The organism is Phytobacter sp., assembly GCF_059074235.1.
In genome coordinates this window covers 163,904-188,711 of the sequence record NZ_JCACPZ010000006.1, presented here as the reverse complement: position 1 = coordinate 188,711, position 24,808 = coordinate 163,904, and the positions used below count along the sequence as shown (strand labels likewise).

Here is a 24,808-nt window from a genome sequence, read left to right as displayed (position 1 = left end):
ATCGACGTTTATGAAGATGGGTCATTCACATCAAACTTCACGCATTACGCCACGCATTGCTTATCTTTTTGTACGGCCAGGTTCGCATGATGACAAATTATATCGATCACCCGTTGTTGCTCTTCTGGCGCTAAATCAGGGTAGATAGGCAGGCAGAGTATTTTTTTCGCCACGGTATCCGCAGTGGGCAGGTTCTCTACTTTTGCTGATGCAAGATGGCGATACATTGAGAAAGAGCTAATCAGGGGATAAAAATAACGACGCGTATAAATATCCTGTGTTTTGAAAATGGAATAGAGATCGTCACGACTTAGTGGGTAATTTTCATCGACCAGAATCGGGAAATAGGCATGATTCCACTCAACATTTTCAGGTGCGCTAAACACACTGATTCCGGGCACATTTTTTAATGCCTCACAGTAGCGCTCGTAGAGGGTTGTACGACGGCTTAACGCTTCATCAATATGCTTCATTTGTAGCAAGCCAAATGCGGCCTGAACTTCATTCATTTTGGCGTTAATGCCCGGCGCGACTACTGTTGTCTCATCAATGAAACCGAAGTTTTTCAGATTATCAATACGCTGCTTCATTTTGGCATCGTGACAAATAATTGCCCCGCCTTCGAAGGTATTGAAAACTTTTGTCGCATGGAAACTTAAAATAGACAGGTCGCCGAAATTCAGAACACTCTCGCCCTCTTTTTTCACGCCAAATGCATGAGCAGCATCATAGATAACCTTCAGTCCCCAACCATCGGCGATGGTCTGAATTCTGTCCACATCGCAAGGAATGCCATAGCAGTGGACCGGTAAAATCGCCGTAGTCGCCGGGGTAATAAGTGCTTCAATTTTTTCCGGATCCATATTGCAGGTTACGGGATCAATATCCGCAAATACGGGCGTTAGTCCATTCCAGAGTAATGTGTGCGATGTCGCGACAAAAGAGTACGGGGTGGTAATCACTTCACCCGTTATGCGCAGCGCCTGTAATGCCGTCAACAATGCCAGCGTGCCATTGGTGAACAAGCAGACGTGCTTCACACCTAAATAACGGGCCAGTTCTTCTTCCAGCAGTTGATGGAAGTTCCCGCCGTTCGTCAGGATACGGTTGTGCCAGATCTGCTCAAGGTAAGGGATAAACTCTTCCAGAGGTGGCATAAGTGGACTGGTAACGTAGATATTTTTGCCCATAAGACCTTAAGCATGCGCGAACAAGTAATGACGATATTTCATCATACCGTTGCCCCTGGCGACTTATCGGCAAAACAGCGGCCTTTTCCGGGGTTAATTCCTCAGTTCACGAGGTCCGAAAATGACCGCTATCACCTGAACAGAGCAGCAAAACCCCGGATATTTAACGGCTGACAGAAAGCGGTGTTATGGCACATTGAGATATTGATCGATTCACGGTCCCTTCGCGCGTGCGCGCATGGAATTGCTTAACGGAAGAAAAGATGAACGAACACGCTTTGGTGAGTATTGTTATACCGGCCTATAATCCCGTCTTTTTTGAGGCAGCTCTGCTGAGTGCCCTTAACCAAAGCTGGCCTAGCATCGAAATTGTTATCTGTGATGACAGTCTCGACGATACGGTCCGCCTGACCTGTGAGCAATACGCCGCCAGTACTACCATCCCCGTTCGTTATTATAAAAACCACGTTCGTCTTAAAGAAGAAGGTAACGCGCACCGTGCTGTGAATCTGGCAAAGGGGAAATACGTTAAGTTTCTGTATGACGACGACGTTATTTATAACGACTGTGTCACTCGCCTGGTCGCGGCGCTGGAATCATCACCGCAAAACCGTTTGGCCACTTCGCGCCGAATCAGAATTGATGCCGAAGGTATTCCGCTGCCTGATGTGGCCTCCACCGCATGGCCTTTTGCTCAGGATGTGATCCTCAATGGCACTGATACCCTCTCCTTCTTTGCAGACTATCTCTTCAACTTTATCGGTGAGCCCAGCGTTGTCTTGTGCTACCGCGACGATCTGGTCTCCTTTGGCGAAGATCTGTTTCTGGTGAAAGGCGAAGCAATGCCTTTCCTGGCTGATATGGCCATTTTCGTGAAATTGCTCCATCTTGGGAATCTGGCCTTTGTTGCCGATACACTCTCGGCCTTCCGTATTTCAGATACTCAAAACAGTCAGTTAGCCAGATCTGAAAAATACCGTGACATGATTAATACGACCTATACGCGTATGCCAATCGTGTTGCGTGAGCTCGGCTGGTACAAAGGGGATAAGGAACAGAACCAGCTCGTCCGTGTCGCACCAATGAAAACCCCTGATGATTTCCAGCCGGAAAACTTGCTGGCTGGCGTTTCACAATCGTTACAGCGTTCCAATCGGGATTTTCAAACCTGGCAGATCCAGCGCTGGATTGATTCACATACCCTCACGGCTGTCGAACAACAACATGTCGAACAATTTCAGCAGGCACGTGGGACTCAGCAGACTCTGAATGTACTGGTACTTCAGAATGAAGACGATCTCTCTGCAACCGAAGTCACACTGACAAGCCTTCGGGCCTATGCCGGCTTTGGCCTGCGAATTCAGCCTGTCGTGTTATGCAGCGAGAACCCCCCCCAGGGAGAGATGACCATTATGGCCTCTCCTTCTCAGCGAGTTGCCGCTATCAACGCATTTATTGCCGGGCATCCGGGTGAATGGGTTCTGTTCATTGAGGCAGGTGAAACGCTAATCAAGAGCGGGTTGCTGACCTTCGACCTTGCGCTTGATAGTGCCGCCGGTTGCGACGCGATTTACGGTGACGAAATCTACAAGGAAGGGGAACAGATTGTCGGTACCGGACTACGTCCGGACTTCAACCTTGACCTGTTGTTGAGCTGCCCGGCGGAAATGGCCCGCCACTGGATTTTCCGCACCGATACCGTGCAGGCGTTAGGCGGGTTTAACCCGCAGTATGCCCAGGCCTGGCAGTTTGAGTTCATCACCCGCCTGATCGAACACAAAGGGATCCAGTTCGCTGGTCATTTACCGGAACCTTTCGTCAGTGCACACCCACCGGTGATGGCAACCCAACCCGAAGAGGTTGCCATTCTGACGCAACATCTGCGTCATCGTGGCTACCCTAATGCCACGGTAGAAGCGCCGCAACATGGTCTTTATGCCCTGCGTTATCACCACCAACAGCAACCACTGGTGTCGATCATCATCCCAACAAAAGATCAGCTCGCTGTGCTGATCCCTTGTGTAACCAGCTTGCTGGAGAAAACCCGTTATCCAAATTACGAGTTGTTGATTGTCGATAACAACAGTGAAACGCCCGAAGCACAGCAGTGGCTGGAAGGTATTTCCGGTATTGATCCTAACCGTATTCGTGTACTGCGCTACCCGCACCCGTTTAACTATTCCGCCATCAACAATATGGCAGCCCGCGAAGCAAGAGGGGATTATCTCGTCCTGCTCAACAACGATACAGCCGTTATCAGCAGCGATTGGTTGGATCATCTGCTCAACCACGGTTTACGGCCGGAGGTGGGTATCGTAGGAGCAAAACTGCTCTACCCGACCAGCCGCGTCCAACATGCGGGTGTGGTGCTTGGGCTACGTGGCCCGGCTGACCATCCGTTCATTGACAGTGAACGTGACCGACCGGGTTACATGCACCGTTTGCAGGTTGATCAAAACTACAATGTGGTAACGGCAGCCTGTCTGCTTATTCGCAAGTCCCTGTATGAAGAAGTCGGCGGTCTGGATGAGGTGAATTTCACCGTCTCGTATAACGACGTCGATTTGTGCCTTAAAACACGCCAGGCCGGCTACCTGACTGTCTGGACACCTCACTCCCTGGTGATGCATGAAGGCAGTGTGAGCCAGAAAAAAGTCGATAAGACAGCGCAGGAGAAAAAACGCCAGCGCTTCATGGCTGAGCAGGATGTCATGTATCAGAAATGGCTTCCGCTTATCGCCAACGACCCAGCGTACAATCCGAACCTGTCGCTGGATAACGCCGGTTTTGAACTGGTGCTTGACGACCCCACGCTCTGGCAACCGCTGCACTGGCGTCCCGTGCCCGTAGTGATGCCTTTTGTTCTCGATAAAGAAGCCAGTGGCCACCAACGCCTTACCACTGCCCTCGGTGCGATGCGTGACGCAGGCCTTGTGGACGGTGTCGTGAGTCAACGCGCACGCCACTACGGAGAAGTTGCCCGGTTCAATCCCGACTCGCTCATCATTCAGCGTCAGATTGTACCGTTCATGGAAGAGTGGTTGCAGCGCACGAAAAAGATCACCTCGGTGATGACGGTGTTTGATTTAGATGATTATCTGCCCGCATTGCCTGCGAACGCCCCGGCACGTGAGACCTATCCGCAGGATATTCTCGGCGCACTGCGCACCACCGTGGCGCAAGTGGACAGGCTGGTTGTCGCGAGTGATGTGATGGCCGAAAGCTGCGTCGGTATGCATAAAGATATTCGTGTATTGCCAACCTGGCTTGCCCCCTCTGAGTGGGCCGGGCTTTCCAGCCTGCGAGACACGGGCAAAAAACCACGCATTGGCTGGATAGGTGATGCGAGCAATATTGCCGACCTTGAGATTATTTATAAACTTATTGGCCAATTCGCCGATCGAGTCGAATGGATCTTTTATGGTTACTGCCCGCCTTCATTGCGCCCTGCTGTTACCGAATATCACGCCGCGGTGAACCCGGTTGCCTTCCCGCGCAAGCTGGCCAGCCTCAATCTTGACCTGGCGTTGCTGCCTCTGACGGATACGCCATGGAATCGCAATATCAGTCCGGTGAAACTGCTCGAGTTGGGCGCCTGTGGTGTGCCAGTGATTTGTAGTGACATCATCAGCATGCGTAACGCCTATACGGCAACCCGGGTTGAGAACCGTGCCCGCCATTGGCGAGATGCCATTGAAATGCATCTCCACGATCTCCCGGCAACGCATAACCTTGGGGATACCCTGAAGGCGCAGGTGCTACAAAGCGGCTTGCTACAAGGTGATAACTTACTGACCCACGCCCGCTGCTGGTTACCCGACTAAACAAAAAAGGCCGGAACAGAGGTTGTTCCGGCCGCCATCATCTCATATAACGCAATCCCGCAGACCTGATAAACGAAGTGCCATCAGGCCTGTCTGTATTGCTATGTCGCGTCAGGCAACCACGCCTTACGCCAGTCATCTAACCCGGCATCACGCAGATACCAGTCGCGATGAATCGCTTCGCGCAATGCATCCCCCTGGCGCTCACGCAGCAACGGATCGTTAATAAAGGCCTGGATAGCATTCATCCAGTCTTTGAATCGGTTTTCCACCAGCGTAACCGGCAAACCACAACGATAAGGAACCAGATCCGTCGCAATGATCGGTACGCCGCAGGTACCAATCTCCAGCAAGCGAAGGTTACTTTTGCACTCGTTGAACGCGTTTACTTCCAGCGGCACCAGCGCCAGATCCAGGTTCAGCGACGCCAGCTTCTCCGGGTACATATCGAAGGGCACACCGGGGTGGAACTCGCAGCGAACATTGCGCGGTTTCATCCCCATAAACACCCATTCAACCTGCCCTTCAAGCGCTTTGATCAGCGGCAACAGGATCTCCAGATCACCTCTATGAGAACTGCCACCGGCCCAACCGATGCGAAGCTTCTCACCTACGCCACGCAGGCTTTGCAGATGTCCCCATTGGTCTGGTGCGAGGCGGTTTAATGCCACACGGATATCCGAGTGGAAACGGCTGTAGGCTTCTTTCAGCGGCTCGGTGGAGACCACCAACCAGTCAGCGCTATCCATCACTTTGCGGAAGGTCTTTAATGCCTTCTGCGGGAAATGCTGACGGGTGCCATTTTTCAGTGGGATATTGAGCAAGTTATCATCGTATTCGAGGATAATTTTGGCGTTGTTCACTTCACGCAGTTGCTTGATGATGTCCGGGAAACGACTCCCGGTAACCAGTTCAAGCAATACCACATCCGGTTGCAGTTCCGCCGTTTCCATTACCCCGGGGATGGCACCAATGGGGGCACCTTCAAGGTGCAAATGGCGCTCCATTGCTTTGAATGGCTGCATGACACGGTGATGACCGTTACCCTGCCAGTTCACATGGTGTGCCAGCACCACGGGAAGCGGACGCCCCGGCAAAGGCTGACGAAAACGTGCAGTATGCTCGTTCAACGTGAAGAATTTGCCGGTTTTCTGCATCAGTGGATGGTAAGAGGGTTCAGCCAGCAGCCCCTGCTTCCACTCTTGCCGCAGCTGACCGTAATCCCGCAGCAGTGGACGTTCCTGGACATTAAACTGCTGCCCCATTAAGCGGGTAGCTCCCCCCATATGCTTCACACGAGCATAAGGCGTCCAGACATTAAGGTACCCGGATTTTTGCGCACGCAGGCCAAAATCGACGTCGGCAAGATACAGCGGCAGCGTCTCCTGACTAAGGCCATTCAGGGAGAAAAACACCTCTTTGCGCACCATCATGCACGATGCACTCACCGCTGCAAGATTGCGCGGAGTTTTCAGGTAGTACTGATAACCGTTACTGTTGCCGTCTGCGCCGTCAAACACCACATCGACACCGTGCCCAACACCAACCAGATAACCGCCATGCTGAATACGCCCATCGCCATACTCAAGACGCGCCCCGACGACCCCGACTTCCGGGCGCAGTACGTGTTCAACCATTGCCCCAAGCCAGTCACCATCAATGATTTCACAGTCATTGTTGAGGAACAGCAGCACATCACCACGGGCCTGTTGGGAAGCGGCATTGTTAATTTCAGCAAAGTTAAACGGCGCGTCGTAACGTAATACTCGAACCTGATCGATACCCGAGGCAGCCAGATCGTTAAGGAAACGGCAGGCGTCTTCTTCAACAGACTGGTTATCGACAATTAACAGTTCATACTGGGTATAACGCGTCTTTTCCATCAGACTTTCGATGCAGCGCTTGAGCAGTGCAAATCGGTCGCGAGTCGGAATAATAATCGATACCAGTGGTGTTGCGTCCCAATGGTAACGCACTCGTTTGATACCTGAAGTCAGTCCTTCGTCGAGGGTCGCACGGATCCCCAGGCGTGACAGGTGAGCAAGCAGGATAGCCTGGCACTCGCCCTGCACATCAGGTGAGGTCGACCAGCCTGTAGGTAGCCCTGGACTTTCTACCAGTACATCTGGCACTCGCCCTATCGCTCCGGCACCCTGTGCCTCCACAAAGCGCCAGAGCAAATCGATGAAAGGCGCATGCTGATAACGGGGATCCAGGCCGCCAGCCTGTAAAGCAATATCGCGAGAAAACAACAATACCTCGCCGACATAAGGGAAGCCGCGCAGCAGGTCGATATTCACTTCCGGTCGGATGGTTAACTTCGGGTCCCCATTCTCTTCCCGCGTCATTTCATCGCAATAAAGCAGCCAGGCATTTTGCTGATGCAGTCGCTGCTCGCAAAAACGCAATAAGGCATCGTCCAGCAAGGCAAACCCGGCCGGAAGCACCAGCATTGCATCGGCGCTACGTTCACTCAGCAAAGGATTTATCGCTTCGGCTACGTTTGCCGGCTTACGGATAACGTCAACGCTGACGGGCACAAGCGACTGCGCGTTCACCGATGCCAGCGTACGTTCACAGGCCTCGCTATCGCCGGTTTGATCCAGAACGATGACGCCAATACTGCCCTTTTCCGGATAGCGTTGTGCGAAAGACAATAACGCTTCACGTCGGGCGCTACTGAGCTTCCGGTCGTCGAGCCACCGGGCCATAGAATATTGGGTGGAGAGATGAGCAATAACGGCTTTAGCATGAAAACTTAGCGCGTAGCGGGCTTTCTCATCAATTTGCAGCGGTTTCTCTGCCAGAGGGTGAGAAAAAATAGCCTTAAGGGCGCTGCCCAGGTGCCATTTTTCGATGAACTGCACACGATGTTGGTTAGTCCACTCAACAGCACTGTCAAAACCGCTTTTGAGCATATCAAGCCACTCTTCGGCATCCGGACAGTTACGCAGCGTCAGCGCACAAAAATGTTCATTTTCGTGGCGGGACAGGTTGTCATCATTCAGATACCCTTCGACATACCCTTCGTTTGCCAGAAAAAGCGGAATACCGAGCGACAACGCTTTCGGCACACTTTCCTCATTGCCGATAACAACGTCGTATTGCTCCAGCCATTGCGGTTCAATACCCGTGTGTTGATGAGAGAGATCGAGCCATTCCAGCTTGATTCCCTCACTGCCTGCACGCTGTTGGATCTCATACATCTCAGCCGTCATTTTCGGCGCAATATAGAGCACTCGCTCCAGTACTTTTGATTCGCGCGTTCTGACATAAGTTGCAAACTTATCCGCAATCATCCAGGGAAGCGTCTGAAGCTGAGCACTTTCAATACCGGTATGCAGCAAAATATCATTGCTGCGAGTGGACTGCCCAAGAGTCAGCGTAGCGAGCTGATTCTCGAGTTGTACGCCATATGGAATGTACAGATCGTTGTAATCACTGAAGTGGCGGAAAATTATGGGCCCGGTCAGACGCTGTTCACTCAACGCGTCCAGCAGAAGGTTGCTGAAATAACCACGGTAGATCCAGATAGCGTCATAGTGCGAACCAGGCTCGCCTTTGCTATCTGTAATAATGTTAAAACGCCCTGTGGCTGCACGTTGTTCTATTTCGTGGGTCAGCACTCTCCCGGCGACAGAGGTAATGATATCTATCTGCCATCCTGACGCGAGTAAGGAATCGGCAATATCCAGCGCTTCAATCGCGTGGGCAGAGTAAACGTCTAATTTATCGACGCTGATTAATAAACTTCGCATCTGTCATCCTCAACATCGTCGGAAGTGCCAGGCCTGCATCATGCGGCATGAAAAAAAGGCACAGCGGTAGTCATACGATATTGTGCGGTAACAGGGGGATATTGAGAGGGAAAACAGGTTGCAGAAAAGGGCTTATATCCAGCGATTGTCCATAAAAAAAGGCATCCGAAGATGCCTTTTCTCTTGCCGAAGCAATTAACGCAGCAGGGACAGCATGGTCTGCGGAACCTGGTTGGCCTGAGCCAGAACCGAGGAACCTGCCTGTTGCAGAATCTGCGCTCGCGACATGTTCGATACTTCGGTCGCGTAATCGGAGTCCTGAATACGGCTGCGGGCAGCGGTCAGGTTGGTTACGGTGTTGTTCAGGTTAGTGATGGTGGACTCAAAGCGGTTCTGAGACGCACCCAGCAGGCTACGCTGGCTGTCTACAGCTTTGATTGCCGCATCGATGTCTGCCAGCGGAGAACCGTCAACGCCACCAGTGGAGTTTACGGTGCCGCTCAGAACGTCGAAACCTTCTGCAGAAGTAGTACGTGCGTTGCCGTTAACAGACTGACCGGTAGTCGCGAAGGTTGCACCAGTCGCGCTGTACAGGTTGTAGTCGTCACTTTTGCTCAGAGAGATAGAAATAGTTTCGCTATCTTTAGAACCCACCTGGAAGCTGTAGCTGCTGGAGCCAGAACCGGTGTTCAGCACTTTGATGCCGTTGAAGTCAGTCTGCGTGGTAACACGGTTGATTTCTTCCATACGCTGGTTAACTTCAGCCTGGATGGAATCGATGTCAGATGCAGAGTTGGAGCTGTTCTGAGCCTGAACGGTCAGGTCACGGATACGCTGCAAGTTGTTGTTCACTTCTGACAGAGCGCCTTCAGCGGTCTGTGCCAGAGAGATACCGTCGTTGGCGTTACGTGCAGCAACGGTCAGACCGTTGATGTTAGAAGTGAAGCGGTTTGCAATTGCCTGACCCGCTGCGTCGTCTTTCGCGCTGTTGATACGCAGACCGGAAGACAGGCGCTCAATCGAAGTACCCAGGGAAGACTGAGATTTAGTCAGGTTGTTCTGAGTAGTCAACGACAGGGTGTTAGTATTAATAACAGCCATGGTGTAGTTCCTTCATTGATGAATGTAAGTTCCGGTAAGGGCCAGCGGCATCATCACCGTCATAATAGTTATCGACGGCATCAACAAATGCTTTAACGCTTTTTTGATTATTTTATTATCAACCTAACCGCATGATCTCAGACATAAAAAAAGCGCCGCAAGCGGCGCTTTTCATCATCATAAAGATGTTTGCGATTAACGCAGCAGGGACAGCATGGTCTGCGGAACCTGGTTGGCCTGAGCCAGAACCGAGGAACCTGCCTGTTGCAGAATCTGCGCTCGCGACATGTTCGATACTTCGGTCGCGTAATCGGAGTCCTGAATACGGCTGCGTGCAGCGGTCAGGTTGCTCACGGTGTTGTTCAGGTTAGTGATGGTGGACTCAAAGCGGTTCTGAGACGCACCCAGCAGGCTACGCTGGCTGTCTACAGCTTTGATTGCTGCATCGATGTCTGCCAGAGGAGAACCATCAGTGGTACCACCAGTAGTCACAGTACCGCTCAGAACGTCGAAACCTTCTGCAGAAGTCGCACGTGCGTTACCGTTAACTGAACCACCGGTTGCGCCAGTTGCAGAAGAAACGCTGAACAGGTTGTAAGAATCGCTGGAGCTCATGGAGATAGAGATAGTTTCGCTATCTTTAGAACCTACCTGGAAGCTGTAGCTGCTGGAGCCCGTTCCGGTGTTCAGCACTTTGATGCCGTTGAAGTCAGTCTGGGTGGTAACACGGTTGATTTCTTCCATACGCTGGTTAACTTCAGCCTGGATGGAATCGATGTCAGATGCAGAGTTGGAGCTGTTCTGAGCCTGAACGGTCAGGTCACGGATACGCTGCAAGTTGTTGTTCACTTCTGACAGAGCGCCTTCAGCGGTCTGTGCCAGAGAGATACCGTCGTTGGCGTTACGTGCAGCAACGGTCAGACCGTTGATGTTAGAAGTGAAGCGGTTTGCAATTGCCTGACCCGCTGCATCGTCTTTCGCGCTGTTGATACGCAGACCAGAAGACAGACGCTCAATAGAAGTACCCAGGGAAGACTGAGATTTAGTCAGGTTGTTCTGAGTCGTCAACGACAGGGTGTTAGTATTGATAACAGCCATGGTGTAGTTCCTTCATTGGTAAATGTAAGTTCCGGTAAAGGCCAGTGGCGTCATCACCGTCATAATAGTTATCGACGGCATCAACAAATGCTTTAACGCTTTTTTGATTATTTTATTATTGACCTAACCGCATGATCTCAGACATAAAAAAAGCGCCGCAAGCGGCGCTTTTCATCATCATAAAGATGTTTGCGATTAACGCAGCAGGGACAGCATGGTCTGCGGAACCTGGTTGGCCTGAGCCAGAACCGAGGAACCTGCCTGTTGCAGAATCTGCGCGCGCGACATGTTCGATACTTCGGTCGCGTAATCGGAGTCCTGAATACGGCTGCGGGCAGCGGTCAGGTTGCTCACGGTGTTGTTCAGGTTAGTGATGGTGGACTCAAAGCGGTTCTGAGACGCACCCAGCAGGCTACGCTGGCTGTCTACAGCTTTGATTGCCGCATCGATGTCTGCCAGCGGAGAACCGTCAACAGTGCCGCCAGTGGTCACAGTACCGCTCAGAACGTCAAAGCCTTCTGAAGCAGTAGTACGTGCATTACCGTTAACAGACTGACCAGTGGTCTGGAAAGTGTTAGTGGTTGCGCTGTACAGGTTGTAAGAATCGCTGGAGCTCATGGAGATAGAGATAGTTTCGCTATCTTTAGAACCCACCTGGAAGCTGTAGCTGCTGGAGCCAGAACCGGTGTTCAGCACTTTGATGCCGTTGAAGTCAGTCTGCGTGGTGACGCGGTTAACTTCTTCCATACGCTGGTTAACTTCAGCCTGGATGGAATCGATGTCAGATGCAGAGTTGGAGCTGTTCTGAGCCTGAACGGTCAGGTCACGGATACGCTGCAAGTTGTTGTTGATTTCTGACAGAGCGCCTTCAGCGGTCTGTGCCAGAGAGATACCATCGTTGGCGTTACGTGCAGCAACGGTCAGACCGTTGATGTTAGAAGTGAAGCGGTTAGCAATTGCCTGACCCGCTGCGTCGTCTTTCGCGCTGTTGATACGCAGGCCTGAAGACAAGCGCTCAATCGAAGTACCCAGGGAAGACTGAGATTTAGTCAGGTTGTTCTGAGTAGTCAGCGACAGGGTGTTAGTATTAATAACAGCCATGATGGAATTCCTTTAAAAAGTTATCATATTCAGGCATCTGCCTACGGCTTTCTCACCGTTCACCTGATTATCGACCACGTCCCTGTAACCTTTAGAGAAAATATGCTTTTTTTTAAAGGCGCAAACTGCCCCTGAATCTCGCGCTTTATTTGCCCATTGTTTTTTTCAAAAGGCTCTAATCTTTTCGTATTCGCTGCCGATAATCCATCCAGTGATTGTCTCAAATGAAAGGATGTTATCATGGCAACAATTAGTTCCCTCGGTGCTGGCACCAGTATGAGTACCACGTTGAGTACATTGTATGATGGCTTAGAGTCAGCGGAACAGACCAAACTGACACCGATTACCGCGCAGCAAACTTCCTATAAAGCAAAGCTGACCGCGTGGGGCGTTATTCAGACCTCTTTGAATAAACTGCAGACCGCGTCTGATGCACTGAAGAACACATCCGCGATTGCATCAGCAAAAGTCACCAGTACTAACACCGCATTTACCGCTACGCTGGCAAACAGCGCAACGGCAGGAACCTATTCTGTTGAAGTGACTGCTTTGGCAGCCGCTCAATCTTTGCTTAGCCCAAAAGCCACCAGTAAAGATACCGACCTGGGTGATAGCAGCCTTGCATCGCGCACAATTACTATCGCGCAACCGGGTCAGACGACACCGATGACCGTCACACTGGCAGCGGACAAGACCAGTCTTGCTGATGTACGTGATGCCATCAATGCCAAGGGCGGCAGTGTCACCGCCAGCATCATTAAAGCAGACGATAACAGCTATTATCTGGCGCTGACCTCTAAAGACAGTGGTACTGCCAACGCCATGACAATTTCTACCGATGACACCGAGCTGGCAAAATACATCAGCTACGATGCCACCGGCACGGGTACCAGCAACATGACGCAGAAAGTTGCTGCGGCAGATGCGAAAGTCAACATTAATGGCATTGAAATTACCCGCAGCAGCAACACCATCACCGATGCGCCGGAAGGCGTTACGCTGACGCTGAATAAAACCAACACTGGCAGCCCGGAAACATTGACGGTAGCGAAAGACAATACCGCAATGACCACGGCTATTCAGACATTTGTTGATGCATACAACTCACTGCAAACCACGATTGCCAACCAGACCAAGTACACCGCCGTCGATCAGGGCAGTACCAGTCAAAGCACCTCCAACGGTGACCTGCTGGGGGACGGAACGCTGCGTAACATTCAAACACGTCTGCGCTCCATGCTCTCCTCCAACCAGAGTGGCTCGTCTCTGACCACGTTATCTCAGTTGGGTATCACTCAGGACGTGACCGGTAAGTTGACAGTAGACAGTACAAAACTGGACAAAGCGCTGACTGAAAAATCAGCTGATGTGATTTCTTTCCTGTCTGGTGATGGCTCAACGACGGGCTTCGCCACGCAGACCAGCAGTTTGTTAAAAAGCATTTTAGGCACCGATGGTTCTCTTCAGAACGCCACTGACGGTATTAATAAAACCCTGAAGAAGCTGTCTGATGATTACGACCGCGTGAATACGCAAATTACGGCCACTATGGCACGTTACAAAACGCAATTTACCGCGCTGAGTACCTTGATCTCTTCATTAGACTCTACTGCGAGCTATTTGACGCAGCAGTTTAGTGCCATGAGTTCAAGTTCATAAGTTAAAGGTTGAGGTTTGACATGTATACAAAATCGGGAATCCAGGCCTATGCGACGGTCGGCATTGAGAGTGCCGTCCTTAGCGCCAGCCCACATCAACTTGTGGTTCTCCTTTTTGATGGCGCGTTAAGCGCAATGAAAAAAGCTGCCATCTTGATTGAGCTGGGAGATGTTCCCGGTAAAGGTAAGGCGCTGTCACATGCCATCAATATTATCAGCAATGGTCTGCGTGCAGGGCTCAACCACGAAGTCAGTGGTGAGCTCTCGGCGAACCTTGATAGTCTCTACGACTATATGACACGGCGTCTTTTACAGGCCAATCTACACAATGACCTTACCGCCATTGAAGAAGTGACGATGTTACTCACTAACATTGCCGACGCCTGGAAAGAAATTGGTCCAAATAATCCAAATGCGCGGGACACATACTAATGGAAGCAAATTTCGGGTTGCTCCACCACTACCAACAACTGCTCAAAACCAGTTGTACCATGCTTAATCTCGCAAGAGAGGCCCGCTGGGATGACCTGATTCAACATGAATTAGCGTACGTTACAGCAGTAGAAAAACTGACTCAATTTCAGGGTGCAAGTGACATTGCACCCCATCTGCAGGCACAAATTCGCCCTCTTCTGAAGCAGATTCTCGACAACGAAGTTGAGCTTAAAGCGCTACTGCATCAGCGAATGGAAGAATTACGGAATCTGGTTGGACAATCATCCCGACAACATAACCTGAATTCAGCATATGGACGTCTCTCTGGCAATATTCTGTTCCCAAGCGAGCTTTGATCTCGCTTCGATGAGGCGGGTGATTTTTTAACACCCTCACCCGCTTCATTTCCTCTCTTTCAGCCATACTTCGTGTGTCCTCAACCTGGAGCACGGAAGATGAAAAATCCCACCTTATTGCAAGCCTTTCACTGGTACTACCCGGACGGCGGAAAGCTGTGGCCGGAAATTCTCGAACGTGCCGCGAACTTAAACGCACTCGGCATCAACATGGTGTGGCTGCCCCCAGCCTGTAAAGGCGCATCCGGCGGTTACTCGGTGGGTTACGACAGCTATGACCTTTTCGATCTTGGCGAATTCGATCAAAAGGGATCGGTGGCAACAAAATATGGTGATAAGAACCAACTTCTCGCCGCCATTGAAGCGTTACATGCCAATGATATCGCCGTCCTGATGGATGTGGTGGTCAACCATAAAATGGGTGCTGATGAAAAAGAGGCCATTCGGGTTAACCGAGTCAATGAGCAGGATCGCACTCAGATAGATGCTGAGGTCATCGAATGTGAGGGCTGGACACGCTACACCTTCCCTGCCCGTCAGGGGCAATATTCACGTTTTATCTGGGACTTCAAATGCTTTAGCGGTATAGACCATATTGAAAATCCGCACGAAGATGGCGTGTTTAAAATCGTCAATGATTATACCGGCGAGGGCTGGAACGATCAGGTCGATGATGAGATGGGCAACTTCGATTATCTGATGGGTGAAAACATCGATTTTCGCAATCACGCTGTCACCGAAGAGATCAAGTACTGGGCTCGCTGGATGATGGAGCAGACCCACTGCGACGGATTCCGTCTGGACGCCGTTAAACATATTCCCGCCTGGTTCTACAAAGAGTGGATCAGCCATGTGCAGGAAGTGGCCCCGAAGCCGCTATTCATCGTGGCGGAATATTGGTCCCATGAGGTCGACAAACTGCAACAGTATATTGATCAAGTGGATGGCAACACGATGCTGTTCGATGCCCCGCTACACATGAAGTTTCACGAAGCCTCACTGCAAGGCCGTGAGTACGACATGCGTCAGATTTTCTCCGGTACATTGGTTGAGGCCGATCCTTTTCATGCCGTCACGCTGGTCGCCAACCATGATACCCAGCCTTTACAGGCTCTCGAAGCGCCGGTGGAATCCTGGTTTAAACCGCTGGCCTATGCACTGATTCTGCTACGAGAAAACGGCGTACCGTCGGTATTCTACCCGGATCTGTTCGGTGCCAGCTATGACGATACAGGCGGAGATGGCGAGACCTACCACATTGATATGCCCATTATTGATAAGCTCGACCAGCTGATTCTTGCCCGCCAGCAGTTTGCGCATGGCGTGCAGACCCTGTGGTTTGATCATCCCAACTGTATCGCCTTTAGCCGTAGCGGCACTGAGGACGATCCGGGGTGTGTCGTGGTGATGTCCAATGGTGATGACGGTGAGAAAACGCTGCATCTGGGGGATAACTACGGGCAGAAAACATGGCGTGATTTTCTGGGTAACCGCGAGGAAACGGTAACCACTAACGAACAGGGAGAAGGGACATTTACCTGCCAGGGCGGCAGCGTGAGCGTGTGGGTTATCGTCGACGCATAAAACAAACTGCGCTGAGTGGCAGTTACCACTCAGCGCACACCCTTAGGGTTTTAACCCTACCGCTGTTTTCTTCGTCAACGCATCGGCACATTCTGCCGTAGGTTTTTCAACACGTTTGAACGTCATACCTGCATATTCAAGCCGGTTCCCCTCGCGCGCGATGCGATAGTTGTCTTGCTGCTGAGTAATGTTACGCAGCTCATCCCCACGCTGTGACAATTTGCCTGGAACAGCAATCACCCGCTGCCACTGTCGACAATCCAGGGTATCCCCTTCTGGCGTCACAATTAAACTGGCAATCGCCTCCGGGCTGACCAGCTCACTCTGAGGCCCTTCAGACTGCCAGTATCCCGCCAGCCCGGCAGGCGCCGGATGTTTAATAACCGCTTCGTAATCTTCAACCTGCGCACAGCCACTTAACACCAGCAATGCACCAATAACCCATCGTTTTTTCATCATTTTTCCTGCCTCCAGAAACCCAAAGAGTGTGGCATCAAATAGATGTTGTCACCAGTCTTTCATGCCAGCCAATCCCCTTCTTCCCATTGATTCTTTGATGTGTACCGGGGTTAGTATCGCGGAGTACATGTATTATCCCCCTCCTCACGCGGTCTATAGACTGCATAAATAGATCCTTCTGAGTTCAGAGGCCACCGTTATGTCCTGGCAACACTTTAAGCAGACCTTTCTGATTAAATTCTGGTCGCCCATCCCGGCAGTGATTGCCGCTGGTATTCTCTCAACCTATTATTTTGGCATTACCGGTACCTTCTGGGCTGTTACCGGGGAATTTACCCGTTGGGGCGGTCAGCTTCTGCAACTGGGCGGGGTGCACACTGAGGAGTGGGGCTACTTCAAACTGATTCATCTTGAGGGCACGCCGCTGACGCGAATCGACGGGATGATGATCATTGGCATGTTTGGCGGTTGTTTTGCAGCGGCGCTCTGGGCTAACAACGTGAAACTGCGCTTCCCACATAGCCGAAAACGTATTGCGCAGGCTATCGCCGGTGGCATTATTGCCGGGTTTGGTGCGCGCCTGACAATGGGGTGCAACCTCGCCGCTTTCTTTACCGGGATTCCTCAGTTTTCGCTTCACGCCTGGTTTTTTGCCATTGCCACTGCGATCGGCTCATGGTTTGGCGCTCGCTTCACGCTGCTGCCGTTCTTCCGCATTCCCGTCAAAATGCAAAAAGTCTCTGCCGCCTCCCCACTAACACAAAATGCTGACCAGGCACGCCGACGCTTCCGTCTGGGTATGCTCATTTTTGCAGGCATGCTGGGCTGGGGGGGACTCACCGCAATGCATCAGCCAAAGCTGGGACTGGCCATGCTGTTTGGCGTGGGGTTTGGCTTGTTGATTGAACGGGCGCAGATCTGTTTTACCTCCGCCTTCCGCGATATGTGGATCACCGGTCGCACGGTGATGGCAAAAGCCATTATCTTTGGCATGGCGGCCAGCGCGATAGGTATTTTCAGCTATATCCAGTTGGGTGTGGAAGCCAAAATCATGTGGGCTGGTCCGAATGCCGTGCTGGGCGGCCTGCTGTTCGGTTTCGGCATTGTGCTCGCAGGCGGCTGCGAAACTGGCTGGATGTACCGCGCGGTTGAAGGTCAAGTACACTTCTGGTGGGTAGGCTTAGGTAACGTCATAGGATCTACGCTGCTGGCGTATTACTGGGATGGTCTGTCTCCGGTGCTGGCCACTAACTGGGATAAAATCAATTTACTGCAATCCTTCGGCCCGCCTGGCGGCTTGCTGGTCACTTATGCCATGCTGATCGTCGCACTATTACTGGTTATAAGCTGGGAAAAACATTTCTTTCGGCGTGCAACGCCGGGTGCCGTTAAGGAGACCGCATGAACATCGTTCCCGATTACCGCCTGGACATGACTGGTGAGCCCTGCCCATACCCGGCTGTCGCAACGCTGGAAGCGCTGCCCCAACTCAAAAAAGGTGAAATTCTGGAAGTGGTCAGCGACTGTCCACAATCCATCAATAACATTCCGGTCGATGCCCGTAACCATGGCTACACGGTGCTGGACATCCAGCAGGATGGCCCAACGATACGCTATTTGATCCAGCGCTAGTCTTCATGCTCACACGGACATTTCAACTCGCAAGCCACCGCCAGTGCCGGTGGCTTTTTATAAAACACTCAGGCGCGGGAAAGCGAACTCAATGCGCCATAACTGCGTCGATAATTCGGTGCATATTTAAATGTCTGTCAACATAAACGCACCTGTTACGTCCGGTCTGTTTACCGTTATACAATGCACGATCTGCCCGCTCCAGAACTTCATGTAATGTTTCATTTTCATCGACCCGGGTCAATCCTGCAGAAAAGGTAATATTAATGACATGTTCAGCAGCATGAATATCCGTAGCGGCAACCCTGGTGCGAATTCTTTCTGCTATTAAAGACGCGGCACGATCGCTGCACGCATGCAGTAAAATAATAAACTCTTCACCCCCATAACGATAAACAGGTTCCGATTTTCGTGTTGCAGCATCTAATTGACGGGAGAAATCACGCAGAACGTCATCACCAATTAAATGGCCATAGTTGTCATTTATCTTTTTGAAATGATCGATATCAAGTAATAAAAGATAGAGACCACTTTTGTTAAATCTGGCAACGGTACTATCAAATGATTCGTCAAGTACACGCCGTAACGGCAGTCCGGTTAGCGCATCGTAGCTTGTGCGACGTTGCAGCAAATGCGTCTTATAGGTTGCCAGCGATTGATTAAACTCCAGAAGCACTAAGGCAAAGGCATCAAAATATATTGTAGATTTATCGCCACGATGCAGTGCGCTGATTAATTCACGACAGGCCTGATGTATCTCTTTATGTCCATTATTTATGTCAAGAAGATAACTTCTGTCATCTCTCTCCTCACTAAGTTTCTGATTTAACCACGAACCAAATTCGCAGAATTCATGTGCGCTATGATGGGTAATCTCCTGGCATTTTTCATGCTCATTAGCCACAAAATAAAGGATATTCACCAGCCATTTAAAATGTGCATCCGAAGATTTATTTAGCCCCAATAAAGTGGCGTCAATGTTTCTGTATTCCCTATTCATCGTCAATGTATCCTCCATAATTTCCAGTGACGATAATAACAAGACGTGAATATATTTTTGTAAATAAAACCAAAGTGATGTTTAAGTATTGTCAAGGCACACAATGCGTGAAAATGTGGTTTTCAAAGCGGAATGCGAGGGGAATCAATCAAGCGCGTGGAGATGGATAACGGAGAAGAACGTAAAAACGGAACTGAAGTGCAAAGCCACATTCAGTTCCGAATATCATGTCGTTGCGCTTTAGCAGAAGCTCTCCGCCAAAGCACAACGTCTGCAACTACACCTGCATGTTCATCACTTCCTGATACGCAGAGACCAACTTATTGCGCACCTGGATACCCATCTGCAGAGAAATGGACGATTTTTGCAGATCGGTCATCACGTCATTTAATGCAACGCCAGGCTCACCAAGTGTGAATTTTTCTGCCTGAGTACGCGCTGCGTTCTGCGTATCACTGATTCTGTCCAGCGCTGCGTGCAATTGACCGGCAAAACTGACCGTCTGAACGCTGTCAACGCTTTGATTTTTAGCGATTCCTGCCGTTGCTTGCAGCTGGCTGACAACGCTTTCAATACCCTGTATTGCCATGGATTTTCCCCGGATGGTTTGATACCCGGACAAGACTACCAGTTTGTCAATGCGATAATGGCGGTAAATAACGATAAAAAACCAGGTTATTTGAGGCATAGAAAATTCCGAATCATCAAATAATGGCACAGCCATGTTAATGGATAAATGTCGAGTTTGCCGACCCGGGAGTCTGTTTTGCTGCATTACTCAAATAACAACATCCACCCTGAGTTACGAGGTGCACAATGAGTGCGACTTCAGCGACTGCGCCACAGAATAAATCTCTGGAGTGGATCAACCGCTTACGTGCGAACCCCAAAATCCCATTAATGGTTGCGGGAGCTGCAGCCGTTGCCATCGTCGTTGCGATGGTGCTATGGGCAAAAAGCCCTGATTACCGCACGCTGTACAGCAACCTGTCCGATCAGGATGGCGGAGCTATTGTCACACAGCTAACCCAAATGAATATCCCTTACCGCTTCGCTGACAACGGCGGCGCGCTTGAGGTTCCTGCCGACAAAGTGCATGAGCTGCGCTTGCGTCTTGCCCAGCAAGGTCTGCCGAAAGGCGGTGCGGTTGGTTTCGAATTGCTCGACCAGGAAAAGTTCGGTATCAGTCAGTTCAGCGAGCAGGTGAACTACCAGCGTGCGCTGGAAGGTGAACTGGCCCGCACTATCGAAACACTCGGTCCGGTTAAAGGTGCGCGTGTTCATCTCGCGATGCCAAAACCATCACTGTTTGTCCGCGAGCAAAAATCCCCTTCTGCCTCCGTCACGGTCAATCTTGCGCCGGGTCGTGCAATGGATGAAGGTCAAATCAGTGCTGTTGTTCACCTGGTCTCAAGTGCCGTCGCAGGCCTGCCACCGGGTAACGTCACTGTGGTCGATCAGTCAGGACGTCTGCTGACGCAGTCGAACACGGCCGGTCGTGACCTGAATGACGCACAACTTAAATACGCTGCGGATGTTGAAGGTCGTGTTCAGCGTCGTATCGAAGCCATCCTCGGTCCTATTGTGGGCAACGGGAATGTGCACGCGCAGGTTACGGCACAAATTGATTTCGACAATAAAGAACAGACAGAAGAGCAGTATCAGCCAAACAGCGATGCCTCTAAAGCCGTTCTGCGTTCTCGTCAGACCAATGAAAGTGAGCAGATTGGTGGTCAGTATCCTGGCGGTGTTCCGGGTGCACTTTCTAACCAACCGGCTCCCGCAAACAGTGCGCCGATCAGTACCCCTCCTGCTAATCAGAATCAGCAACAAAACGGTCAGCAGAACGGGCAACAAAATGCGAATGGTCAACAGCAGCAGACTGCGTCTACCGCTAACTCTGCTGTGCCGCGCAATACAACACACAATGAAACGGCGAACTACGAAGTGGATCGCACCATTCGTCATACCAAGATGAATGTGGGCGATATTCAGCGCCTGTCCGTTGCCGTAGTGGTGAACTACCGCACCCTGCCTGACGGTAAAACAGAAGCACTGACCGCTGACCAGATTAAACAGATTGAAGACTTAACCCGCGAAGCCATGGGTTACACCGAAAAACGCGGCGATACGCTGAACGTGGTGAACTCACCATTCAATGCGACAGACGATGTTGGTGGTCAACTTCCGTTCTGGCAGCAGCAGTCGTTTATCGATCAACTGCTGGCCGCTGGTCGCTGGCTGCTGGTCCTTATCGTTGCCTGGCTGTTGTGGCGCAAAGCGATACGTCCGCAACTGGTACGCCGTCAGGAAGAAGCGAAAGCGATTCAGGAAGAGCAACGTGCTCGTGCTGAAATCGAAGAGTCGGTTGAGGTTCGCCTCAGCAAAGATGAGCAACTCCAGCAGCGTCGCAGTAATCAGCGCATGACGGCTGAAGTCATGAGCCAGCGCATCCGTGAGATGTCTGATAACGATCCGCGCGTCGTGGCGCTGGTCATTCGCCAGTGGATGAGTACCGAACATGAGCAATAATACAGGCACCCTGACCGGGACGGATAAAAGCGTCATCCTGCTGATGACCATTGGCGAAGATCGCGCAGCAGAGGTGTTCAAACACCTCTCCCAACGCGAAGTCCAGCATCTCAGTACTGCGATGGCCAGCGTGAAGCAAATTTCCAACAAGCAATTGATGGATGTGCTGCAAGAGTTTGAGAACGAAGCTGAACAGTTTGCCGCGCTCAACATTAACGCCAACGACTACCTTCGCACCGTTCTGGTCAAGGCGTTGGGGGAAGAGCGTGCTGCCAGCCTGCTGGAAGATATTCTCGAAACCCGCGATACCACCAGTGGGATCGAAACGCTCAACTTTATGGAGCCACAGAGTGCCGCCGACGTTATTCGCGACGAGCACCCACAGATTATCGCCACCATCCTTGTCCACCTCAAACGTGGTCAAGCTGCCGATATTCTTGCCCTGTTTGACGAGCGTCTGCGCCATGACGTTATGCTGCGTATCGCCACCTTCGGCGGCGTACAGCCAGCGGCATTGGCAGAACTGACCGAAGTGTTGAACAACCTGCTCGACGGTCAGAACCTCAAACGCAGCAAAATGGGCGGCGTGAGGACAGCGGCAGAGATTATCAACCTGATGAAAACGCAGCAGGAAGAAGCGGTTATTACCGCAGTGCGCGAATTCGATGGCGAGCTGGCGCAAAAAATCATCGACGAGATGTTCCTGTTCGAAAATCTCGTGGAAGTGGACGACCGCAGCATCCAGCGCCTGCTCCAGGAAGTGGATTCCGAATCCCTGCTGGTTGCACTGAAAGGTTCCGAGCCACCATTGCGCGACAAATTCCTGCGCAACATGTCGCAGCGTGCAGCAGATATTCTGCGCGACGACCTGGCCAACCGTGGCCCGGTACGACTGTCTCAGGTGGAGAACGAGCAGAAAGCAATCCTGCTCATTGTCCGTCGTCTGGCGGAAACCGGCGAGATGGTAATTGGCAGCGGCGAGGATACCTATGTCTAATGAATTGCCGTGGAAGGTCTGGAAGCCTGAGGACCTTGCTATCCCCGTGCCTGCTTTTGCACCGGCCTTCCTCGACAACAATGAAGAGCCGGAAGAAGAGAACGTTGAAGACGAGCTGTCTGCCGAACAAAAACGCCAGCAGCAACTGGCACAGATCCAAATGCAGGCACATGAAGCCGGTTATAACGCGGGTCTGGCTGAAGGGCGTCTGAAAGGTCAGGAACAAGGCTATCAGGAAGGTCTGGAACAAGGGCACGCAAATGGCCTTGAACAGGCCCGTCAGCAGCAAGCCCCTCTGCATGCTCGCATGCAGCAGTTGGTGAGCGAGTTTCAGTACACATTAGACGCGCTCGATAGCGTCATTGCCTCCCGCCTGATGCAAATGGCGCTCGAAGCCGCACGGCAGGTCATCGGTCAGACGCCTTGTGTCGATAACACGGCACTGATCAAACAAATTCAGCTTCTGCTTCAGCAGGAGCCTTTATTTAGCGGCAAACCGCAACTGCGCGTGCATCCTGATGATTTGCAACGCGTAGAAGAGATGCTCGGCGCGACGCTCAGCCTGCACGGCTGGCGTTTGCGCGGTGACCCGACCCTTCACCCCGGCGGCTGTAAAGTCTCTGCGGATGAAGGCGATCTTGATGCCAGCGTCGCAACACGCTGGCAAGAACTCTGCCGCCTGGCGGCACCAGGAGTGGTGTAATGACCACACGTTTGAACCGTTGGCTGAACACGCTTGATACCTTCGAAGCCCGGATGGCCCAACTGCCGTCCGTTCGTCGTTATGGCCGCCTGACCCGTGCGACCGGACTGGTTCTGGAAGCAACCGGCCTGCAGTTGCCATTAGGTGCGACCTGCATCATCGAACGCCATGACGGCGGAGAGACGAGCGAAGTTGAAAGTGAAGTGGTCGGTTTTAATGGTCAACGTCTGTTCCTGATGCCACTGGAAGAAGTGGAAGGCATTTTACCTGGCGCTCGCGTTTATGCCCGTAGCGCTGCAGCCGACGGCATGCACAGCGGCAAACAGTTACCGCTGGGCCCTTCTCTACTCGGCCGTGTGCTGGACGGAGCCGGCAAACCTCTCGATGGTTTGCCCTCCCCTGATACCAGTGAAACGGGTGCGCTCATCACCCAGCCCGTTAACCCATTGCAGCGTACCGCCATCGAACATGTACTGGATACGGGCGTACGCTCTATCAACGCCTTACTGACCGTCGGTCGTGGTCAGCGTATGGGTCTGTTTGCCGGTTCTGGCGTGGGTAAGAGTGTGCTGTTGGGTATGATGGCACGTTATACCGAAGCCGATGTCATTGTCGTCGGTCTGATTGGCGAACGTGGCCGTGAAGTGAAAGATTTTATCGAGAACATCCTTGGTACCGAAGGCCGTGCACGTTCGGTCGTGATTGCCGCACCGGCGGATGTATCTCCTTTATTGCGTATGCAGGGCGCTGCCTACGCCACGCGCATCGCGGAAGATTTTCGCGACCGCGGTCAGCATGTACTGCTGATTATGGATTCCCTGACGCGTTATGCCATGGCTCAGCGCGAAATTGCGCTCGCCATCGGTGAACCGCCAGCGACCAAAGGTTATCCCCCTTCTGTCTTCGCCAAATTACCGGCGCTGGTGGAGCGTGCAGGTAACGGTGTGAGCGGTGGTGGATCTGTTACCGCCTTTTATACAGTCCTGACCGAAGGCGATGACCAACAGGATCCCATTGCCGACTCAGCCCGAGCCATCCTTGATGGGCACATCGTGTTGTCCCGCCGTCTTGCGGAAGCCGGTCACTATCCGGCCATTGACATCGAAGCGTCTATCAGCCGCGCCATGACCGCGCTGATTACGGAAAAACATTACGCAAGAGTCAGAAATTTCAAGCAGTTGTTGTCGAGCTTCCAGCGTAACCGTGATTTGGTCAGCGTGGGTGCTTATGCCCGAGGCAGCGACCCGATGCTGGATAAAGCCATTGCATTGTGGCCACAACTGGAAGCGTTTTTGCAGCAAGGTATGTTCGAACGTGCAGGATGGGAAGATTCGATGCAGGCACTTGAGCTCATCTTCCCGACAGTCTAATGCAGTTGGA

General features: G+C 51.8%; 19 protein-coding genes. 11 read left to right on the top strand and 8 right to left on the bottom strand.

Going from position 1 to position 24,808, the window contains the following annotated elements; genetic code table 11:
• Positions 1 to 44: 44 nt before the first annotated feature.
• Positions 45 to 1,190, bottom strand: coding sequence for a DegT/DnrJ/EryC1/StrS family aminotransferase (locus tag AC5JPW_RS15550; protein ID WP_494241713.1), 1,146 nt, complete (start codon positions 1,188 to 1,190; stop codon positions 45 to 47).
• 263 nt (positions 1,191 to 1,453) lie between these two features.
• Between AC5JPW_RS15550 and AC5JPW_RS15545 the strand changes: the two genes are divergently transcribed.
• Positions 1,454 to 5,014 (top strand): glycosyltransferase, encoded by a 3,561-nt coding sequence (locus AC5JPW_RS15545; protein WP_494241712.1) that lies wholly within the window; start codon positions 1,454 to 1,456, stop codon positions 5,012 to 5,014.
• A 101-nt stretch (positions 5,015 to 5,115) separates the two neighbouring features.
• On the opposite strand, the gene AC5JPW_RS15540 is transcribed toward AC5JPW_RS15545, so the two are convergent.
• From AC5JPW_RS15540 to AC5JPW_RS15525, 4 genes are all read right to left on the bottom strand, one after another.
• Complete coding sequence (locus tag AC5JPW_RS15540) at positions 5,116 to 8,772, bottom strand: glycosyltransferase (RefSeq protein WP_494241711.1); 3,657 nt, start codon at positions 8,770 to 8,772, stop codon at positions 5,116 to 5,118.
• Positions 8,773 to 8,967: 195 nt separating this feature from the next.
• Complete coding sequence (locus tag AC5JPW_RS15535; RefSeq protein WP_494241709.1) at positions 8,968 to 9,873, bottom strand: flagellin N-terminal helical domain-containing protein; 906 nt, start codon at positions 9,871 to 9,873, stop codon at positions 8,968 to 8,970.
• Positions 9,874 to 10,068: 195 nt separating this feature from the next.
• Positions 10,069 to 10,971: a flagellin N-terminal helical domain-containing protein gene (locus AC5JPW_RS15530; RefSeq protein ID WP_494241707.1), complete on the bottom strand. Its 903-nt coding sequence runs from the start codon at positions 10,969 to 10,971 to the stop codon at positions 10,069 to 10,071.
• A 195-nt stretch (positions 10,972 to 11,166) separates the two neighbouring features.
• Entirely contained in the window at positions 11,167 to 12,072 is a 906-nt protein-coding gene (locus AC5JPW_RS15525) for a flagellin N-terminal helical domain-containing protein (protein WP_494241706.1), read from the bottom strand.
• A 240-nt stretch (positions 12,073 to 12,312) separates the two neighbouring features.
• On the opposite strand from AC5JPW_RS15525, the gene fliD reads away from it, so the two are divergent.
• The 4 genes from fliD to amyA all read left to right on the top strand — a co-directional run bounded on the left by fliD (position 12,313) and on the right by amyA (position 16,105).
• On the top strand, positions 12,313 to 13,731 hold the full coding sequence (gene fliD, locus AC5JPW_RS15520) for a flagellar filament capping protein FliD (protein WP_494241704.1): 1,419 nt from the start codon (positions 12,313 to 12,315) through the stop codon (positions 13,729 to 13,731).
• A gap of 20 nt (positions 13,732 to 13,751) precedes the next feature.
• Positions 13,752 to 14,162 (top strand): flagellar export chaperone FliS, encoded by a 411-nt coding sequence (gene fliS, locus AC5JPW_RS15515; protein WP_494241702.1) that lies wholly within the window; start codon positions 13,752 to 13,754, stop codon positions 14,160 to 14,162.
• Positions 14,162 to 14,521, top strand: coding sequence for a flagella biosynthesis regulatory protein FliT (gene fliT / locus AC5JPW_RS15510; RefSeq protein WP_494241701.1), 360 nt, complete (start codon positions 14,162 to 14,164; stop codon positions 14,519 to 14,521). The genes fliS and fliT overlap by 1 nt, the downstream gene beginning before the upstream one ends.
• 99 nt (positions 14,522 to 14,620) lie before the next feature.
• Positions 14,621 to 16,105, top strand: a complete 1,485-nt coding sequence (gene amyA, locus AC5JPW_RS15505) for an alpha-amylase (RefSeq protein WP_494241699.1) — start codon at positions 14,621 to 14,623, stop codon at positions 16,103 to 16,105.
• Positions 16,106 to 16,147: 42 nt separating this feature from the next.
• On the opposite strand, the gene yedD is transcribed toward amyA, so the two are convergent.
• On the bottom strand, positions 16,148 to 16,561 hold the full coding sequence (gene yedD / locus AC5JPW_RS15500) for a lipoprotein YedD (RefSeq protein ID WP_494242371.1): 414 nt from the start codon (positions 16,559 to 16,561) through the stop codon (positions 16,148 to 16,150).
• A gap of 202 nt (positions 16,562 to 16,763) precedes the next feature.
• Between yedD and yedE the strand changes: the two genes are divergently transcribed.
• Positions 16,764 to 17,969 carry a selenium metabolism membrane protein YedE/FdhT gene (gene yedE, locus AC5JPW_RS15495; protein ID WP_494241697.1) on the top strand — a complete coding sequence of 402 codons (1,206 nt, stop codon included), beginning with the start codon at positions 16,764 to 16,766 and terminating at the stop codon, positions 17,967 to 17,969.
• On the top strand, positions 17,966 to 18,196 hold the full coding sequence (yedF, locus tag AC5JPW_RS15490; RefSeq protein ID WP_494241695.1) for a sulfurtransferase-like selenium metabolism protein YedF: 231 nt from the start codon (positions 17,966 to 17,968) through the stop codon (positions 18,194 to 18,196). Before yedE ends, yedF begins: the two co-directional genes overlap by 4 nt.
• Positions 18,197 to 18,284: 88 nt before the next feature.
• Here the strand turns inward: yedF and AC5JPW_RS15485 are convergent, their stop codons facing one another.
• Positions 18,285 to 19,214 (bottom strand): diguanylate cyclase, encoded by a 930-nt coding sequence (locus AC5JPW_RS15485; RefSeq protein WP_494241693.1) that lies wholly within the window; start codon positions 19,212 to 19,214, stop codon positions 18,285 to 18,287.
• Between the two features lie 259 nt (positions 19,215 to 19,473).
• Positions 19,474 to 19,785: a flagellar hook-basal body complex protein FliE gene (fliE, locus tag AC5JPW_RS15480; RefSeq protein ID WP_437888725.1), complete on the bottom strand. Its 312-nt coding sequence runs from the start codon at positions 19,783 to 19,785 to the stop codon at positions 19,474 to 19,476.
• A 227-nt stretch (positions 19,786 to 20,012) separates the two neighbouring features.
• On the opposite strand from fliE, the gene fliF reads away from it, so the two are divergent.
• From fliF to fliI, 4 genes are read left to right on the top strand one after another with little or no spacing between them, the layout of a single operon-like run.
• The gene (gene fliF / locus AC5JPW_RS15475) at positions 20,013 to 21,728 is read left to right on the top strand and encodes a flagellar basal-body MS-ring/collar protein FliF (protein WP_494241691.1); all 1,716 of its coding nucleotides are present in this window, start codon (positions 20,013 to 20,015) and stop codon (positions 21,726 to 21,728) included.
• The gene (gene fliG, locus AC5JPW_RS15470; protein WP_494241689.1) at positions 21,718 to 22,725 is read left to right on the top strand and encodes a flagellar motor switch protein FliG; all 1,008 of its coding nucleotides are present in this window, start codon (positions 21,718 to 21,720) and stop codon (positions 22,723 to 22,725) included. Before fliF ends, fliG begins: the two co-directional genes overlap by 11 nt.
• Positions 22,718 to 23,428, top strand: a complete 711-nt coding sequence (gene fliH / locus AC5JPW_RS15465) for a flagellar assembly protein FliH (protein WP_494241687.1) — start codon at positions 22,718 to 22,720, stop codon at positions 23,426 to 23,428. Before fliG ends, fliH begins: the two co-directional genes overlap by 8 nt.
• Complete coding sequence (gene fliI / locus AC5JPW_RS15460; RefSeq protein WP_494241685.1) at positions 23,428 to 24,798, top strand: flagellar protein export ATPase FliI; 1,371 nt, start codon at positions 23,428 to 23,430, stop codon at positions 24,796 to 24,798. The genes fliH and fliI overlap by 1 nt, the downstream gene beginning before the upstream one ends.
• The last annotated feature ends 10 nt before the right edge of the window (positions 24,799 to 24,808 follow it).

Excerpts from the sequence above, each read along its gene's own strand:
- fliF (WP_494241691.1), top strand. The coding sequence starts at position 20,013 with ATGAGTGCGACTTCAGCGACTGCGCCACAGAATAAATCTCTGGAGTGG.
- fliH (WP_494241687.1), top strand. The coding sequence starts at position 22,718 with ATGTCTAATGAATTGCCGTGGAAGGTCTGGAAGCCTGAGGACCTTGCT.
- fliG (WP_494241689.1), top strand. The coding sequence starts at position 21,718 with ATGAGCAATAATACAGGCACCCTGACCGGGACGGATAAAAGCGTCATC.
- fliS (WP_494241702.1), top strand. The coding sequence starts at position 13,752 with ATGTATACAAAATCGGGAATCCAGGCCTATGCGACGGTCGGCATTGAG.
- AC5JPW_RS15550 (WP_494241713.1), bottom strand. The coding sequence starts at position 1,190 with ATGGGCAAAAATATCTACGTTACCAGTCCACTTATGCCACCTCTGGAA.
- fliD (WP_494241704.1), top strand. The coding sequence starts at position 12,313 with ATGGCAACAATTAGTTCCCTCGGTGCTGGCACCAGTATGAGTACCACG.
- AC5JPW_RS15540 (WP_494241711.1), bottom strand. The coding sequence starts at position 8,772 with ATGCGAAGTTTATTAATCAGCGTCGATAAATTAGACGTTTACTCTGCC.
- AC5JPW_RS15545 (WP_494241712.1), top strand. The coding sequence starts at position 1,454 with ATGAACGAACACGCTTTGGTGAGTATTGTTATACCGGCCTATAATCCC.
- amyA (WP_494241699.1), top strand. The coding sequence starts at position 14,621 with ATGAAAAATCCCACCTTATTGCAAGCCTTTCACTGGTACTACCCGGAC.
- fliE (WP_437888725.1), bottom strand. The coding sequence starts at position 19,785 with ATGGCAATACAGGGTATTGAAAGCGTTGTCAGCCAGCTGCAAGCAACG.
- AC5JPW_RS15485 (WP_494241693.1), bottom strand. The coding sequence starts at position 19,214 with ATGGAGGATACATTGACGATGAATAGGGAATACAGAAACATTGACGCC.
- fliT (WP_494241701.1), top strand. The coding sequence starts at position 14,162 with ATGGAAGCAAATTTCGGGTTGCTCCACCACTACCAACAACTGCTCAAA.
- yedD (WP_494242371.1), bottom strand. The coding sequence starts at position 16,561 with ATGAAAAAACGATGGGTTATTGGTGCATTGCTGGTGTTAAGTGGCTGT.
- fliI (WP_494241685.1), top strand. The coding sequence starts at position 23,428 with ATGACCACACGTTTGAACCGTTGGCTGAACACGCTTGATACCTTCGAA.
- yedF (WP_494241695.1), top strand. The coding sequence starts at position 17,966 with ATGAACATCGTTCCCGATTACCGCCTGGACATGACTGGTGAGCCCTGC.
- AC5JPW_RS15530 (WP_494241707.1), bottom strand. The coding sequence starts at position 10,971 with ATGGCTGTTATCAATACTAACACCCTGTCGTTGACGACTCAGAACAAC.
- AC5JPW_RS15535 (WP_494241709.1), bottom strand. The coding sequence starts at position 9,873 with ATGGCTGTTATTAATACTAACACCCTGTCGTTGACTACTCAGAACAAC.
- yedE (WP_494241697.1), top strand. The coding sequence starts at position 16,764 with ATGTCCTGGCAACACTTTAAGCAGACCTTTCTGATTAAATTCTGGTCG.
- AC5JPW_RS15525 (WP_494241706.1), bottom strand. The coding sequence starts at position 12,072 with ATGGCTGTTATTAATACTAACACCCTGTCGCTGACTACTCAGAACAAC.